The 14563-nt window shown below is 70.3% G+C and carries 17 protein-coding genes; 9 read left to right on the top strand and 8 right to left on the bottom strand.

Annotation, left to right across the window (positions count from 1 at the left end):
• On the bottom strand, nt 1-456 hold a 456-nt coding region (locus ACTHJF_RS10820; protein WP_440267108.1), incomplete at its 3' end, for a nuclear transport factor 2 family protein.
• A 274-nt stretch (nt 457-730) separates the two neighbouring features.
• Here ACTHJF_RS10820 and ACTHJF_RS10815 point away from each other — a divergent pair.
• From ACTHJF_RS10815 to ACTHJF_RS10795, 5 genes are all read left to right on the top strand, one after another.
• Nucleotides 731-1702: a hypothetical protein gene (locus ACTHJF_RS10815; protein ID WP_440267107.1), complete on the top strand. Its 972-nt coding sequence runs from the start codon at nt 731-733 to the stop codon at nt 1700-1702.
• A gap of 46 nt (nt 1703-1748) precedes the next feature.
• Nucleotides 1749-2867 (top strand): sensor histidine kinase, encoded by a 1119-nt coding sequence (locus ACTHJF_RS10810; protein WP_440267106.1) that lies wholly within the window; start codon nt 1749-1751, stop codon nt 2865-2867.
• A complete protein-coding gene (locus tag ACTHJF_RS10805; protein WP_440267105.1) occupies nt 2864-3613 on the top strand; it encodes a LytR/AlgR family response regulator transcription factor in 750 nt (249 codons plus the stop codon). Before ACTHJF_RS10810 ends, ACTHJF_RS10805 begins: the two co-directional genes overlap by 4 nt.
• A gap of 126 nt (nt 3614-3739) precedes the next feature.
• A complete protein-coding gene (locus ACTHJF_RS10800; RefSeq protein WP_440267104.1) occupies nt 3740-4732 on the top strand; it encodes a hypothetical protein in 993 nt (330 codons plus the stop codon).
• Between the two features lie 27 nt (nt 4733-4759).
• Nucleotides 4760-5536 carry a hypothetical protein gene (locus tag ACTHJF_RS10795; RefSeq protein ID WP_440267103.1) on the top strand — a complete coding sequence of 259 codons (777 nt, stop codon included), beginning with the start codon at nt 4760-4762 and terminating at the stop codon, nt 5534-5536.
• On the opposite strand, the gene ACTHJF_RS10790 is transcribed toward ACTHJF_RS10795, so the two are convergent.
• The 6 genes from ACTHJF_RS10790 to ACTHJF_RS10765 form a co-directional block, all read right to left on the bottom strand.
• Nucleotides 5533-6726: an AI-2E family transporter gene (locus tag ACTHJF_RS10790; protein WP_440260098.1), complete on the bottom strand. Its 1194-nt coding sequence runs from the start codon at nt 6724-6726 to the stop codon at nt 5533-5535. The genes ACTHJF_RS10795 and ACTHJF_RS10790 overlap by 4 nt on opposite strands.
• On the bottom strand, nt 6723-7043 hold the full coding sequence (locus ACTHJF_RS10785) for a hypothetical protein (RefSeq protein ID WP_440264447.1): 321 nt from the start codon (nt 7041-7043) through the stop codon (nt 6723-6725). Before ACTHJF_RS10785 ends, ACTHJF_RS10790 begins: the two co-directional genes overlap by 4 nt.
• Nucleotides 7040-7525: an ABC transporter ATP-binding protein gene (locus ACTHJF_RS10780; protein ID WP_440260096.1), complete on the bottom strand. Its 486-nt coding sequence runs from the start codon at nt 7523-7525 to the stop codon at nt 7040-7042. Before ACTHJF_RS10780 ends, ACTHJF_RS10785 begins: the two co-directional genes overlap by 4 nt.
• Before the next feature lie 30 nt (nt 7526-7555).
• The gene (locus ACTHJF_RS10775) at nt 7556-7933 is read right to left on the bottom strand and encodes a DUF883 family protein (RefSeq protein WP_431635113.1); all 378 of its coding nucleotides are present in this window, start codon (nt 7931-7933) and stop codon (nt 7556-7558) included.
• A 63-nt stretch (nt 7934-7996) separates the two neighbouring features.
• Nucleotides 7997-8155, bottom strand: coding sequence for a DUF1328 domain-containing protein (locus ACTHJF_RS10770; protein WP_431635112.1), 159 nt, complete (start codon nt 8153-8155; stop codon nt 7997-7999).
• Nucleotides 8156-8298: 143 nt separating this feature from the next.
• Complete coding sequence (locus ACTHJF_RS10765) at nt 8299-9387, bottom strand: PQQ-dependent sugar dehydrogenase (protein ID WP_440267102.1); 1089 nt, start codon at nt 9385-9387, stop codon at nt 8299-8301.
• A 127-nt stretch (nt 9388-9514) separates the two neighbouring features.
• Between ACTHJF_RS10765 and ACTHJF_RS10760 the strand changes: the two genes are divergently transcribed.
• Both ACTHJF_RS10760 and ACTHJF_RS10755 read left to right on the top strand, forming a co-directional pair.
• Nucleotides 9515-10993, top strand: a complete 1479-nt coding sequence (locus ACTHJF_RS10760; protein WP_440267101.1) for an AAA family ATPase — start codon at nt 9515-9517, stop codon at nt 10991-10993.
• Between the two features lie 154 nt (nt 10994-11147).
• The gene (locus ACTHJF_RS10755; protein WP_440267114.1) at nt 11148-12410 is read left to right on the top strand and encodes a phospholipase D-like domain-containing protein; all 1263 of its coding nucleotides are present in this window, start codon (nt 11148-11150) and stop codon (nt 12408-12410) included.
• On the opposite strand, the gene ACTHJF_RS10750 is transcribed toward ACTHJF_RS10755, so the two are convergent.
• Entirely contained in the window at nt 12407-13699 is a 1293-nt protein-coding gene (locus ACTHJF_RS10750) for a glycosyltransferase (RefSeq protein WP_440267100.1), read from the bottom strand. The genes ACTHJF_RS10755 and ACTHJF_RS10750 overlap by 4 nt on opposite strands.
• Before the next feature lie 41 nt (nt 13700-13740).
• On the opposite strand from ACTHJF_RS10750, the gene ACTHJF_RS10745 reads away from it, so the two are divergent.
• Together ACTHJF_RS10745 and ACTHJF_RS10740 are read left to right on the top strand one after the other, a co-directional pair.
• Entirely contained in the window at nt 13741-14106 is a 366-nt protein-coding gene (locus ACTHJF_RS10745; RefSeq protein WP_440267099.1) for a hypothetical protein, read from the top strand.
• Nucleotides 14107-14132: 26 nt separating this feature from the next.
• Nucleotides 14133-14558 carry a VOC family protein gene (locus ACTHJF_RS10740; protein ID WP_440267098.1) on the top strand — a complete coding sequence of 142 codons (426 nt, stop codon included), beginning with the start codon at nt 14133-14135 and terminating at the stop codon, nt 14556-14558.
• Nucleotides 14559-14563: the final 5 nt, after the last annotated feature.

Here is a 14563-nt window from a genome sequence, read left to right as displayed (position 1 = left end):
CGCACGCCAATGGCCGTCGACGTAGACGAAGATGTCCGAGGAACGCACTACCTCCGGCCCCGGCGTGGCGGCATCGCCGGCGTCGAACGAGAGCACCGCGGTGCCGCCCTGAATCACCACGGACGGGCGCGAGGGATGCGCCTTGCGCCAGACCTCGACCTCGCGTCGCATGGTGTCCGAACCGCGATTCTTCGCCGCGCTCGCCAGGATCGCCGCACGCGAATGGACCGAGCCGTCCGCGCTCACCGAGCGGTAGTCCGGCAGCAACAGCTGGGCGAGATAGGCGGTGTCGCCGCCCACTTCCGCCTGTAGCCAGTGCTCGTCGGTGGCGATCACGGCCGCCGCGTCGTGCGCCGTCTCGTCCACGCCCGACGAGGTCGCCAGCGCGCCATGGCCGATCGCCGACAGCGCGACGAAGCACGCCGCACTCCAGATCATCTGCTGCCTGTTCCGCATGTCCTGCTCCCGTTCCGCGGCCGATCGCCGCCACGGCAGGCTGCAGCCGCTTGCACGGACGTGCCACGCGAAGCGGACGAGCACGACCCGCGGCGTGACCGACGTGCACCGGCGCGTGACGAGCGGCCGGGTGCCGCAGCTTTCCCACCGGCCTCGCGGCGGACACCGTTCGTCCCCTTCCCTGCGCCGGTCGTCACGGCGTCGGCGACAGCGCGGCGACACGCTGCCAGCGTGGCTGCACTTCCACCCTGCCGCGCCGGCCGAGGAGTGCCCGATGCACCACGCCGCCCTGTACGCCCTGTTGCTGAGTGCCGCCCTGTCGGGCGGAGTGCTGACAACCGCGGACGCGCCCGCTGTGACCGGCTGTGCACCCACCGTGTTCGCTCCCGGCGCGATCGCCGGCGATGCCGACGACGGCGCCGCGGCATTCACGCCAGACGGCGACACCGTGGTGTTCATGCGCGGCACCGACAGTTTCAGCTTGATGGAATCGCATCGCGTGCACGGGCGCTGGTCCACGCCGGTGCCGGCGGCGTTCTCCGGCCGCTGGCGCGATCTGGATCCGGCGATGGCGCCGGACGGCTCATACCTGCTGTTCGTCTCCAATCGACCGGAGATGCCGGGGCAGCCGCCGATCGATGCCGTGCTCGGCAAGCAGCGCCATGCCGGCGCCGGCATGAACCTGTGGCGGGTGGATCGCTACGGCGACGGCTGGGGCACGCCGGTGCGCCTGCCGGGCACGGTGAACGCCTGCTCGACCACGTTTGCGCCGAGCGTCGCCGGCGACGGCAGCGTCTACTACATCGGCTGCGATCCGACCGACGGCACGCTGCGCCTGCTGCATGCCTGGGTCCGCGACGGCCATTACCTCGCGCCGATCCGCGTGGCGATCGGCGGCGACCGATTCGTCATCCGCGATCCCGCCATCGCGCCGGATCGGAGCTTTCTGGTGGTCAGCATGAAACCGGTCGGCAGCCAGCAACCGTACCGGCTGGCGATCAGCTTTCACTCCGAGGCGGGCTGGAGCCTGCCGCAGGATCTCGGCGATACGGTCAACGGCGGCAAGCACAGCATGGGCGCGCAGCTGGGGCCGGACCGTCGCACGCTGAGCTTCTACAGCGACCGCCGGCTGGCCGAGCCCGACCCGCACGCGGATGCAGTGTGGAACAACGGCGACGACCATATCTGGCAGGTGTCGCTGGCGCCCTGGCTCGACGCCCATGCGCGGAGCGCGCGCGCGCATTGAGCGTCCGGCACATTCCTCCCGCCGCGGACGACGGCACACTGTCGCCATGAAAGCCGCCACTGACACCTCCGTCCCGCGCAGCGAGTTCGCGCTGCCCAGCACCGCCCGCAGCTGGGCGACGGCGTTCGCGTTCTGGACGCTGCTGACGCTGTCCTACGGGCTGGCCGGCGGGCTGTCCTCGCTCAGCGAAGGGCGTCCTCCGGCGTGGCCGCGCGCGTTCGGCTGGAACGCCACGGACTTCTACCTGTGGATGCTGCTCACGCCGCTGATCGGCCGGCTCGGTCGCGCCACGGCAACGGGCGACTGGAAGCGCCTGCTGACCGTGCACGTGCCGGCCAGCCTCGCCATCACGCTAGGGCAGACGCTGCTACAGCTGGCGGCGTTCTGGCTCGCGTTCGGGCCCGGCCACATGCCGACGCAGACGCTCGGTGGTTTCGTCACGATGCAATTCGCCTACAAGTTCCAGCAGGGGCTGGTGTGCTACTGGGTGATCCTGGCGGTGCTGCGCGGCATGGAATCGCGCCGCCGTCTGCGCGACGAGCGCCTGCGCAGCGCGGCGCTGGAAACACAGCTGGTGCAGTCGCAGCTGCAGGCGCTGCGCATGCAGCTGCAGCCGCACTTCCTGTTCAACACGCTCAACGCGATCTCGGCGCTGGCGCTGTCCGATCCGGCGCAGGCACGGCTGATGATCGCGCGGCTGGCCGATTTCCTGCGCCTGACGCTGGAAGAGCGTCACGCGCAGCAGGTGCCGCTGACGCGCGAGCTGCAGTTCCTGGAGTGTTACCTGGCAATCCAGCAGGTGCGCTTTCAGGACCGCCTGGGCGTGCAGTGGGAGGTGCACGCGGACACCCAGGACGCGGCGGTGCCGCACCTGATCCTGCAGCCGCTGGTGGAGAACGCGCTGCGCCATGGCCTGCTGGCCAAGGCCGACTATGGCCGCCTGTGCATCGCCGCGCAGCGCGTGGGCGACGAGCTGTATCTGTCGGTGGACGACGACGGCCTCGGCCTGCCGCCCGATGGTGCCCGCGAGGGCATCGGCCTGGGCAACACGCGGGCGCGCCTGCGCATGCTGTTCGGCGACGCCGCCCGGCTCGAGCTGCGGCCCCGTCTGGGCGGCGGTACCTGCGCCGAAGTGCGCCTGCCGTTCGTGACGGGGGCCGCATGAGCGCCGTGCGTCTGCGCGCGCTGCTGGTGGACGACGAGATCCTCGCCCGGCTTGCCGTGCGCCAGGCGCTGGCTGTGCACGACGACGTGGAGATCGTCGGCGAATGCGGCAACGCGGCCGAAGCGATGCAGGCGGTGCAGGCGCTGCGGCCGGACCTGCTGTTCCTGGACATCCAGATGCCCGGCCTGGATGGCTTCGGCCTGCTGGAACACCTGGCGGACCGGCACGCACCGATGGTGGTGTTCACCACCGCGTTCGCCGAGCACGCGCTGCAGGCGTTCGATGCCGAGGCACTGGATTACCTGCTCAAGCCGTTCGACCAGGCGCGCTTCGACCAGGCGCTGGCGCGGGTGCGACATCACTGGCAGGGTCTGCGCTCGGGCGTGACGTCAGCGGCTGAGAACGGCACGGAGCACGCGCAGCGCATCAGCGTGCGGCGCGGCGAGCACCTGTGCGTGATCGCCACGGCCGACATCGACTGGATCGGCGCGGACGGCAACTACGTGCACATCCACGCAGGCGGCACGCGTTACCTGCATCGCGAGCCATTGCAGCACCTGCTGGGCCGGCTCGACCCGGCGCGCTTCCTGCGCATCCACCGCGGCGTGGCGGTGAACGTGGAGCGCGTCGCCGAGGTGCATCCGCTGTTCCAGGGCAATGCCGAGGTGGTGCTGCGCGACGGTACGCGGCTCGGGCTGAGCCGGCGCTTCCGCGCTGCGGCGGCCGCGGCGCTGGGGCTGGGCTGACGCCCGCGCGACGGCGACGACCGTTCGTCACACGGCAGCCACCGCCCATCCCGCAAGCGATGCGATGACGGCGGGCGCACTGCAGGCTGCGTGTCGGGCGATCCCGCCTGTCGATCGCGAGCCACCATGTCCCCCACCTCTTCGCGCCTTGCCGCCCTTGCCGCCTCCCTGCTGCTGACCGCCGCCGTCCACGCCGCCGAATCGCACACCGGCGAACTGGTCGGCCCCGGTACGATCTCCACCGGTCTGCAGGAGACCTCGGTCGCGCTGACGCCGGACGGCGACACGCTGTACTTCATGCGCTCGGACTTCAGCGAGTCGGACGACACCATCGTGGTTTCGCATCGACGCGGCGGGCACTGGAGCGCGCCGGAAGTCGCGCCGTTCTCCGGCCGCTGGCACGACTCCGAGCCGACCTTGTCGCCGGACGGGCAGCGGCTGTACTTCGTCTCCAACCGCCCACCGCACGCGGGCGGCGCACCGGTGACCGCATCGATGGGCGGCCACAGTTTCGCCGGTACCAACCTCTGGTGCGTGGCCCGCCAGGCCGATGGCCGCTGGGGCGAACCGGTGCACGTGGACGGCGCGCTGAACGACGGCGCGATGATCTACAACCCCTCGGTCGCGGCCAACGGCGACATCTATTTCTCCGCGCATCGCGCGGATTCCGGCGTGGCCTATCAGATCTACGTGGTGCATCCACGCAAGGACGGCTATTCGGCGCCCGAGCGCCAGGAGCTTGGCGAGCCTGCGCGCAACCGGATGGATCCGGCGATCGATCCGCGTGGCCGCTTCCTCATCTATGCCGGCGACGAAGGCGATTCGCTGGGCCGGGCCGATCTCTACATCGCGTTCCGCCAGCGCGACGGTCGCTGGGGCAAGCCCGAGCGCCTGCCGGGCGACGTCAACAGCAGCGCGCTGGAGAACGCGCCCTCGCTCGGCCCGCACTTCGGCGAGCTGTACGTCGCCAGCAACCGGCGCGACCCGGTGAGCTTCCCCAAGCCGGGCGACGACATGGCCTCGCTGCAGCGCCGGCTGCACAGCCCGCTGAACGGCTCGCGCAACCTCTGGCGCTTCGACATCGCCGACGTGCTGCGCGCACACGGAATCGAACGCTGATCCCTTCCCGTTTCTGGAATCCCCGCCATGCATCTCAAGAACATCCTGTCCCTGCTCGCGCTGACACTGCCGGCAGCAGCCTCCGCCAGCGCGGCGAGCGCGCTGACCCCGACATTCACCCGCAACACCACCTTCGGCACGATGTTCTCGCGAGCCACTGACGTGCGCGTACCAGGCTTCGATGAGGCCGTGCGACGGGTCAGCGGTACGGCGACATACGCTGTCATCGATGTGTCGTCCGCGCGGCCGCGCCTGCGCATCGACTACCGCTACGACGGCCGGCCGCCAGGTAGCGGCATGGTGGAGTTCCACGACGCCGGCGCCACCAGTTGCTTCAACGGCGCCTGCACGCCGAACACCGACGCCAGCGGGCTGACCTACAACCCGCGCCTGTGGGGCACGCCTCCAGGCGCGCTGCGTGTCGGCCAACGCTGGACGGTGGATATCGCCGACCCCTGGGAACTGGGCCCGAGCGGACGACAGATTGTCACCGTGACCGCCTACGACCCGCTCAGCCGCACCGTCACGTTGCAACGGGAAGGCGTCGGCCGCGGCGGCTGGTTCGGCCAACCGGGGACGCTCGCGCTCACCCGTGATGGCAAGACCCAGGCGCTGACCTATCAGCCCGGGCGCACGCGCTGGTATGGCGTGACGACGTTCCGCGATGGCCTCGTGCTCAGCGACGAGCTGATGAGCGAGCGCAGCGTGCTGGTCGAGTTGCCGAACGGAAAGCGGGTGAGCGGCGTGGAGCGGCAGTACATCCTGCTCGATGCCACCCCGGTGCGCCGGCCCATGCCCGGCTAGCGCTGCACCATCAGGGCGAACCAGCCCCAGCCACGCACGCGCTCGGCGATCAGCTTGGCGCTGGTGAGCATGGGCACCGCCAGCAACGCGCCGGGAATGCCCCACAGGAAACCCCACAGCAGCAGCCAGATCAGGATCGCCACCGGGCTCACGCGCATACGCCGGCCCAGGATCATCGGCGTGATCATGTTGCCTTCCACCACGGTGATGCAGGCGAACAGCACCGCCGGCAGCACGGCCTGGCCTAGCTCGCGGAAATTCATCAGGCCGACCAGCAGCAAAATGGTGGTGGTGGTGATCGCACCCACGTAAGGAATGAAGTTGGCGATCATCGCGATGCTGCCCCACAGCAGCGGATCGGGCACGTGCAGCAGCCACAGCATGCCGGCCGTGATGGTGCCCAGCGTTATGTTGATCAGCGCGGTGGTGAGGATGTAGTGCGACACCTCGGTCTGGATGCTGCGCACGATCGCCACGGCGTGCTTCTTGTGGCGGAAGTTCGGCACGATCTCCACCAGCCGGCGCAGCAGGTCGTCACCGTAGATCAGGAAGAAGAACACCAGCAGCACCACCGTGAGCACCGCGGCCAGCACCTTCGGCGCGGCGGCGAGCACGTCCCACGCGGTAATCGCCACCGCCGCCTGACGCGGCGGCTGCACCCGCACCGCGGCCTGGCCGCCGACCAGGCTCTGGGTGGCACGGCTGGCTGCCTCCAGCGGCTGGGTGATGCCCTTGAGCTTGGGTACGAAGTTGCGTAGCGCCGTGGGCGCGTCGTGGAACCAGCCCAGCGCCGGCTGCGCCAGTGCGGCAGTGCCTGCGCCGATGCCACCCATCAGCGCCAGCATCAGCACGCTGGCGCTGAACCACCGCGGCAGGCGCAGGCGCGTGCCCAGCGCCACGATCGGGTTGAGCGCAACGCCCAGAAATGCCGCCAGCACCAGCGGAATCAGCATCACTTTGATCAGGGTGATGGTGTACAGCACCGCCAGCAGCAGCAGCGCGCTGAGCACCAGGCGGATCGCCTTGATGTGGCGACGCACGCCGCGCGCGGTACGCAGGCCACGGCGGCGCGGTGTCGGCTCGACCGTCAGCACTGACGAAGGCGGCGCGATCGAAGGGGATGACGCGGCGGGCGCGGGCGCCTCGTCGGCGTCCGCCGCCGGAGCAGGCAGCGGGTCGAGCGTGCTCATGGGGCGTCCGCAGGCTCCGGCGGTGGTTCGCCCGTCAGCCCGGCGAACAGCCCGCTGTCCGAGGCCAGGCGCACCCCGTAGCCGACGAGCTCGAGCATGCCGCCGCCGAGCAGCCCGCTCACGCCCGGCACGCGCAGTGGATGGAAGTCCATCTGCGCCATTGCCAATCCTGCGCCGGCGGCAACCCCCACGCTGGTCAGCGGGTAGCGACGCACCCGGCCCACCAGCGCTGCGGCCGGAACGCCCACGCCGGCGCGCGCGGCGCGGACCTCGGCTTGGGCGAGGCGAACCTGGGCAAGCTGGCGGGTAATCTTCATGGCGAAGCGTTCCGGTTCGGGTCGGCCGCCTCGGCGGAGGCCGGGTCGTCGATGCGGCGGGCGCTGTCGGCGACATCGCGCATCATCGCACCGAACTCGCCGCGCGTCGCCGGCAGACTGAGCCAATGCAGGCCACGGCGGAACAGGCCGATCGCCACCGCCAGCAGCACTCCCTGCAACAGCGCCAGCACCGCCAGCGACCACAGCCAGGAACCGAACCACTTGGCTAGCGCCACGCCGATCAGCGCCAGCACGGTGAGGCCGAAGCCCACGCCCACCACGGTGGCCGCGAGCGCGGCGGCGAACAGCATGGTCACTGCGCCACGCGCCAGCGACAGCTCGGCGCGGAACAGGCGCCACTGGGCGCCGAAAAGATGCTTCAGCGCGCGGCCGAGCTGGCGCAGTTCGTCCAGCAGACGCGATGACGCGGCGCCCGCAGCCGCCGCGTCCTCTGCCGGCTGCGCGCGCGGCGTCTCATCCATGCGGCGTGCCCCCGTTCAGCCAGATAGGCCTCAACGGCGCAGCAGCCGACCGAGCAGCCAGCCGGCACCCAGCGCGATGGCGACGGACTGCAGCGGCTTCTCGCGCACGTAGTCGCGCGCCTGGTCCATCCAGTCCTCGGCGCGATCGACCGCCTGGTCGTAGGCCTCGCGCCCGCGCTCGCTGTATTCGGCGGCCTTCTCGGTGGCCCGAGTGGCGGCCCCGGCGGCCTTGTCGGTGGCGTGGTGGAGCCCTTCCTCGACGCGATCGGCGGCGCGATCGACCGCTTCCTTGGTGCCGGCCACAGCGTGCGAGGTGGCCTGTTTGACGCGCTCGGCGCCCTCTTCGATGCGATCGGCGGCGGTGCGGTCGACGGGCGAATTGCTGGCGATCTCGACAGACTTGGTCATCTCGATACTCCACAGGATCAATGGGGCGGGACACAAACCGGCCGTACGCGGCCGGCGGGGAAGCTACTTGGCGGCGCGACGGAAGAACGCGATGACCGCGAGCACCAGGAAGACCACGAACAGGACCTTCGCGATACCCGCCGCGGTGCCGGCAATGCCGCCAAAACCGAACACGGCGGCAATGATGGCAATAACCAGGAAAACCAGAGCGTAATGCAGCATGGCGGCATCCTCGTGGGGGAACGGTGGAACCGGCCGGGGGGAGACCGGCGCCCATTCATTCACCCACACGGTGCGCCTTGCCGACGTGAAGAGCCGCCCCGGCGTGCGCGACGGCGGCGATCCGCCGCCGCATGAGGCCGCGATTAGGGCGCGCGGTAGGTGACCCGATAGACCGCCCCGGCCAGGTCATCGCTGATCAGCAGGCTGCCGTCAGGCAGCATTTGCACGTCGGCGGGCCGGCCCCAGGCCTTCTCATCGCGCATGAAGCCGGTGACCAGCGGCTCGTACGACACCACTTGGCTGCCCTTCAGCCGCACTGTCATCACCCGGTAGCCAGACTTCTTCGTGCGGTTCCACGAGCCATGCTCGGCGATGATCGCTGCGCCCCGGTACGCGGCGGGAAACTGCTTGCCGGTGTAGAAGCGCATGCCCAGCGACGCCACGTGCGGGCCGAGCTTGAGCGCGGGCGTGCGGTAGTCGCTGCAGCGCTTACCCTTGCCGAACTCCGGATCGAGCGTGTCGCCCTGGTGGCAGTACGGAAAGCCGAAGTGCTGGCCGGTGCGGGTGACTTCGTTCAGCGTGTCGCTGGGCAGGTCGTCGCCCATCAGGTCGCGGCCGTTGGAGGTGAACCACAGGCGGTCGGTGCCCGGCTGCCAGTCGAAGCCGACCGAGTTGCGGATGCCGTAGGCGACATCTTCCAGGCCGCTGCCGTCGGCGTTCATGCGGGTGATCTTGGCGTAGGCCTTGCCGCGGTCGCAGACGTTGCACGGCGCGCCAATGGGTACGTAGAGCTTGCCGTCCGGGCCGAACGCGATGAACTTCCAGCCGTGGTGCGTCTCGGTGGGAAACGAGCCGTTGACCACCACCGGCGCCGGCGGGTCGTCGAGGTGGTTCTCGATGTCGCGCAGCACCAGGATCTTGCTCACTGCCGACACGTACAGATCGCCGTCCTTGAACGCCACACCCACCGGCAGTTGCAGGCCGCTGGCGATCACCCGCACCCGCTCGGCCACGCCGTCGCCGTTGGCGTCGGTGAGCGCGTAGACCTTGCCGGCGTCGTTGGATCCGACGAACAACGTACCCTTAGCGCCGACCGCCAGTTCGCGGGCGTTCGGCACCTGGTCGGAATAGACGGCGATGTGAAAACCCTTGGGCAGGGTGAGCTGGTCCAGTTGCGGCGCGGCCACCACGGGCAGCGCCAGGCACATCAGGAGGGCGGCGAGCAGACGCATCGTGAGGCTCCTCGGCAGGGGGATAGGCGCCCAACATAGCGCGCCCGCGCCGCAGCGTGCAGCCCATGGGCGCATTCGGCCGCGCGTCGCGCTCTGATACCGTTACGCCCTCATCCGAGGGGACCCCATGAGCGAATTGCAGGACCTCACCACGCTGGTGCGGGCGGCCACGCCGCTGCTGGTGATCGAGACCGTGGACGAACAGCGCGTGATCGACTGCTTTCGCCACGTCATCGCGCAATCGCTGCGCCCGCTGTGGCGCTGGACGCTGACCGGCGGCCTGAGCCGGCTCGACTTCGCACAGCACGACGACCCGGTGGCGCCCGATGCCACCGCCACGCTGGAAATGATCCGCAGCGCGGCGGAGGCGGGCATCTTCATCCTGTTCGACTTCCACCCCTTCGTGCGCTACGCGATGAGCCTGCGCATGCTGCGCGAGATCGTGCAGCGGCAGCGCTCGGCCCCGCACACCGTGGTGCTGGTGGGGGCGAAAGTGGAGCTGCCGGAAGAGCTCGAAGCGCTGGCCCTGCGCGTGCCGCTGGCACTGCCCGACATCAAGGAACTGGCCGGGATCATGCGCGGCGAGGCGGTGGCCTGGCAGCGCGAACAGGGCCGCCGGGTGGAGGTGGACGGCGAGGCGGCGCGCACCATCGTGCGCAACCTGGTGGGGCTGTCGGCGCCGGACGCGCGGCGCATCGTGCGCAAGCTGATCTACAACGACGGTGCGCTCGGCCAGCACGATCTGCCGGAACTGATGCAGTCGAAGTTCGAGCTGCTCAACCGCTCCGGCCTGCTGCATTTCGAGTACGCCACTGCCAGCTTTGCCGACATCGCCGGCGTGCAGCGCGTGCGCGAGTGGGTGCACCGGCGGCGCGCGGTGTTCCTCTCGCCCGAGGCCGCGCCGATGCTCGACCCGCCCAAGGGCGTGCTGCTGCTGGGCGTACAGGGTTGCGGCAAGAGCCTGGCGGCCAAGGCGATCGCCGGTGGCTTCGGCGTGCCGCTGGTGCGGCTGGATTTCGGCACGCTGTACAACAAGTACCAGGGCGAAACGGAAAAGAACCTGCGCGAGGCGCTGGCCAGCACCGAGCTGCTGAGCCCCTGCGTGCTGTGGATCGACGAGATCGAGAAGGGCCTGGCCAGCGGCGGTGGCGAGGACGGCGGCGTGTCGCGCCGCGTGCTCGGTTACCTGCTCACCTGGATGGCCGAACGCAAGGCCAAGGTGTTCGTGGTGGCCACCGCCAACGCGGTGCACGAGCTGCCCGCCGAACTGCTGCGCAAGGGCCGCTTCGACGAGATCTTCTTCGTCGACCTGCCCACCGCGCCGGTGCGCGCGCAGATCTTCCAGCTGCACCTGGAGCGCCGGAAATTGCCGCCGACGAACTTCGACCTGCCCGCCCTGGCTGCGGCCAGCGAAGGCTTTTCCGGCGCCGAGATCGAGCAGGCCATCGTCAGTGCGTTGTACGACGCGGTGGGCGCCGGCGCGCCGCCGGACCAGACGCACCTGCTCGCCGCACTGGCGCAGACGCGCCCGCTGTCGGTGCTGATGCGCGAGCAGGTCGATGCGCTGCGTGCCTGGGCGCAGGGCCGCTGCGTGCCGGCCGACTGAGCCGGCCGGGCCAGCCCACGCCCACGCTGCCGTCACCTGCACGCTGCGACGCTCCGGCGCGGTTCGGCGACACCTGACCCGCGCGCCGGACAGTCCCACAGCGAACTGAACGGGGAGAAGGCACGTGGCCGACGCACGCCGCTGGAAGCGACGCGTGATCTGGATAGTCGCCGGCGCGCTGGGCGCGGCGCTGGCCGGCCTGCTCGCGCTCAATCTGTGGCCGAAGGAGCAGGCGCTGCAGTACCGACTGGCGCCGGTCAGCGCGGTGCACAGCGAGGCGTTTCGGCGCGAGGTGGGGACCCTGCTCGGCCCGCCGATCATCGGCGGCAATACGGTCAGCGACTACCAGAACGGCGCGGAGATCTTCCCGGCGATGCTGGCGGCGATCCGCCAGGCCCAGCGCAGCGTGAACCTGGAAACCTACATCTACTGGTCGGGGAATATCTCCAAGGAGTTCATCGCCGCGCTGACCGAACGCGCCCGCGCCGGGGTGAAGGTGCGCGTGCTGGCCGACTGGGCCGGCTCCACCCGCATGGAGTCCTCCGCGGTGGAGGCGTTGCGCGACGGCGGCGTGCGCTTCGAGTACTTCCACCCGCTCAAGTGGTACAGCCTGGACCGCATCAACAACCGCACCCACCGCAAGCTGCTGATCGTGGACGGGCGCATTGCATTCAACGGTGGCGTCGGCATTGCCGACGCGTGGGACGGCCACGGCGACAACCCCACCCACTGGCGCGACATGCAGTTTCGCGTCGAAGGGCCGGCCGCCCAGCAGATGCAGGCGATCTTCGAGGACAACTGGCTCACCACCACCGGCGAAGCCCTGCTGGGCGAGGATTACTACCCGCCGGTGCGCGCGGCCGGCGACCTGCCGGTGCAGGCGTTCGCCAGTTCGCCCGAAGGCGGCAGCCGCAACATGCAGCTGATGTACCTGATGGCCATCAACGGCGCGCGAGAGAGTATCGACCTGGAGGCGGCCTACTTCGTGCCCGACGAGCTCACTCTCGACGCGCTGCGCCGCGCGCTGAAACGCGGCGTGCGCATCCGCCTGCTGGTGCCCGGCCCGTACGTGGACAGCGACGTGGTGGCGAACGCTTCACAGGCGCAGTGGGGGCCGATGCTGGCTGCCGGGGCGCAGATCTATCGCTGGCAACCGTCGCTGCTGCACAACAAGCTGATGGTGGTGGACCACTACCTCACGATGGCCGGCTCGGCCAACTTCGACAACCGCTCGTTCCAGCTCAACGACGAGGCCAACATCAACATCTACGACGCGGACTTCGCCGCCCACATGACCGCCGTGATCGACGCTGACCTGCGCCACGCCAGGCCGCTGGGCTATGCGCAGTGGCAGCAGCGGCCGTGGCGACAGCGGCTGATGGACTGGCTCGCCGCGCAGACTGCCTCGCAGCTCTAGCGCATGCGCGCCGGCGCGAGCCAAGCCGCTTCGATGACATCGGCCGCGCGCGCGGCGCCGTCGTCGCAGCGCATTCGCTCGGCGCAGGCAGCGGCCCGTGCCGCATACGACGGCTGCAGCAGGCGCCGCAGGCGCACCGCCGCCGGCTCGGCGCGGTAACGCGACACGGGCAGGGTTTCGGCTACGCCGAGGCGCTCCAGCCGCGCGGCGTTGTCCGGTTGGTCGAAGCCGTGCGGTACCACCAGCACCGGCACGCCGGCGCGCAGCGCTTCGGCGCTGGTACCGATGCCGCCGTGATGCACCACCACCGCCGCGCGGGGAAACAGCGCCGCGTGGGGCGCGTAGTCCACGCAATGGATCGTCTCGGGCAAGGTCGGCGGCAGGCGCGCACGCATCGCCGGCGAGCCGGTGAACAGCACCGCGCGCTGCCCGAGCGACAGCGCCGCGCGCAGGCTCTCGCGCAGAAACGCTCCGCCCGCGTGCACCGCGGTGGAGCCCAGCGAGAACACCAGCGGTGGCGAGCCGGCATCGAGAAACGCCTGCAGCGCCGGGTCCGGGTGTTCGGGCTGGGCGTAGCGGGCGAAGCCGCACACGTGCACGTTCGGCGGCCAGTCCGGCTGCGGCGCGCCGAGCAGCTCGGAGTAGAGCGCGAGCACGCCGCCGGGAGCATGTTGCCCGCGATGGAACGGATCGCCCCGCGGTGACTCCGGCGCCAGCCCCAGTTCACGGCGGAACTGGCGCACCGGTTCGGTCCAGCCGTGCGTGACGCGACGGGCCAGCCATTGCAGCGTGCGGGCGGCGAGCAGTGAAGCGCGCACCGGAACGTCGACCGCGGCCAGCCCGGTCGCCGGCATGTCGTGCACCGACAAGAAGCTTGCCGGCGCCAGCAGTGCCGAGCGCCACTGCAACCGGCCGGCGGCCTCGAACGTCTCGCCCAGGATCTGGCCGGCAAAGGCGAGCGTGCTGGTGACCAGCAGATCCGCCGTCGTGCACAACGGCAGCAACCGCTGATAGCTGGCCCGAACGTCGGCCGCCGCGAAATCGCGCACCACGAAGGCCGGACCGTGCCACGGATGGAATGCGCGCGCGGTGAATGCTTCACGGTCGTCCGGCTCGGGCATGCCGCTGGCGTCGTGGAAGGCCAAGCCGGCCTGCACCACCATGTCGTGATGCGCCGCGTGCGTGGCCACGGTCACGCGGTGCCCGCGTCGTCGCAACACCTGGCCCACCGCCAGAAACGGAAACAGGTCGCCGAGCGAGCCGACGGTGGCGATCACGATGTGTTTCATCGGCCCATTAGACTACGCGCGCCCGCAGCCGGAGGGGCCCGATGAAGCGATCCACCCACCTGCTTGCATTGGTGCTGCTACCGGCGCTGCACGGCTGCGGTGAACCCCGCGCCGATACCTCGTCGCCCGCGACCTCATTCACCAGCCTGAGGGCGATGTACGCGGCACTGCCTGCCGGGCGCGACGAACTGCGCTGGGCAGTCGAGGTGGTGGCGTCGGATGAGCTCAATGACCGGGTACGGCGCGCTGCCTTCGGCGAGAAGGGCGGCATCGGCGATCCGGGTCGCTCGGCAATGGACGGCCGCACCGCATCCGAGATCGTCGCGCTGGCGCGCAAGCGCTGCGCCGGCGAAGATCGTGGGTATCCGATCTGTCGCGACCCTTTTCTCGTTCACCCGCCGCGCTGATGCACGCCCCGCCTCTTCCGAGCCACATGACGCCCGTACTCGCTCCGTTCCACCTCGCCTTCCCGGTCACCTCGCTGGCCCGTGCGCGCGCCTTCTACGGCGAGCTGCTCGGTTGCCCGGAAGGGCGCAGCAGCGAGGAGTGGGTCGACTTCGATTTCCACGGCCACCAGATCGTCGCCCACCTGGCGCCAGAGGAAGTGCGCGCGGCCGCCGCGCACGACGTGGATGGCGACGCGGTGCCGGTGCGTCACTTCGGCCTGGTGCTGCCGATGGACGACTGGCGGGCGCTGGCCGACCGGCTTCGCGCCGCGGGGGTGCGTTTCGTGATCGAGCCGCACGTACGCTTCGTCGGCCAGAGCGGCGAGCAGGCCACGATGTTCCTGCGCGATCCGTGCGGCAACGCGCTGGAGTTCAAGGCCTTCGCCGATCCGTCGCGACTGTTCGCGAAGTAGGCCGC

This window comes from Dyella sp., assembly GCF_051962475.1.
Classification (GTDB): domain Bacteria; phylum Pseudomonadota; class Gammaproteobacteria; order Xanthomonadales; family Rhodanobacteraceae; genus Dyella_A.
This window is presented reverse-complemented; position numbering and strand designations above follow the sequence as displayed.

What these genes read in the sequence shown, in the direction of transcription:
- ACTHJF_RS10760 (WP_440267101.1), top strand. Translation starts at nt 9,515, where the DNA reads ATGAGCGAATTGCAGGACCTCACCACGCTGGTGCGGGCGGCCACGCCG.
- ACTHJF_RS10800 (WP_440267104.1), top strand. Translation starts at nt 3,740, where the DNA reads ATGTCCCCCACCTCTTCGCGCCTTGCCGCCCTTGCCGCCTCCCTGCTG.
- ACTHJF_RS10745 (WP_440267099.1), top strand. Translation starts at nt 13,741, where the DNA reads ATGAAGCGATCCACCCACCTGCTTGCATTGGTGCTGCTACCGGCGCTG.
- ACTHJF_RS10790 (WP_440260098.1), bottom strand. Translation starts at nt 6,726, where the DNA reads ATGAGCACGCTCGACCCGCTGCCTGCTCCGGCGGCGGACGCCGACGAG.
- ACTHJF_RS10740 (WP_440267098.1), top strand. Translation starts at nt 14,133, where the DNA reads ATGACGCCCGTACTCGCTCCGTTCCACCTCGCCTTCCCGGTCACCTCG.
- ACTHJF_RS10810 (WP_440267106.1), top strand. Translation starts at nt 1,749, where the DNA reads ATGAAAGCCGCCACTGACACCTCCGTCCCGCGCAGCGAGTTCGCGCTG.
- ACTHJF_RS10815 (WP_440267107.1), top strand. Translation starts at nt 731, where the DNA reads ATGCACCACGCCGCCCTGTACGCCCTGTTGCTGAGTGCCGCCCTGTCG.
- ACTHJF_RS10780 (WP_440260096.1), bottom strand. Translation starts at nt 7,525, where the DNA reads ATGGATGAGACGCCGCGCGCGCAGCCGGCAGAGGACGCGGCGGCTGCG.
- ACTHJF_RS10765 (WP_440267102.1), bottom strand. Translation starts at nt 9,387, where the DNA reads ATGCGTCTGCTCGCCGCCCTCCTGATGTGCCTGGCGCTGCCCGTGGTG.
- ACTHJF_RS10785 (WP_440264447.1), bottom strand. Translation starts at nt 7,043, where the DNA reads ATGAAGATTACCCGCCAGCTTGCCCAGGTTCGCCTCGCCCAAGCCGAG.
- ACTHJF_RS10770 (WP_431635112.1), bottom strand. Translation starts at nt 8,155, where the DNA reads ATGCTGCATTACGCTCTGGTTTTCCTGGTTATTGCCATCATTGCCGCC.
- ACTHJF_RS10795 (WP_440267103.1), top strand. Translation starts at nt 4,760, where the DNA reads ATGCATCTCAAGAACATCCTGTCCCTGCTCGCGCTGACACTGCCGGCA.
- ACTHJF_RS10750 (WP_440267100.1), bottom strand. Translation starts at nt 13,699, where the DNA reads ATGAAACACATCGTGATCGCCACCGTCGGCTCGCTCGGCGACCTGTTT.
- ACTHJF_RS10805 (WP_440267105.1), top strand. Translation starts at nt 2,864, where the DNA reads ATGAGCGCCGTGCGTCTGCGCGCGCTGCTGGTGGACGACGAGATCCTC.
- ACTHJF_RS10775 (WP_431635113.1), bottom strand. Translation starts at nt 7,933, where the DNA reads ATGACCAAGTCTGTCGAGATCGCCAGCAATTCGCCCGTCGACCGCACC.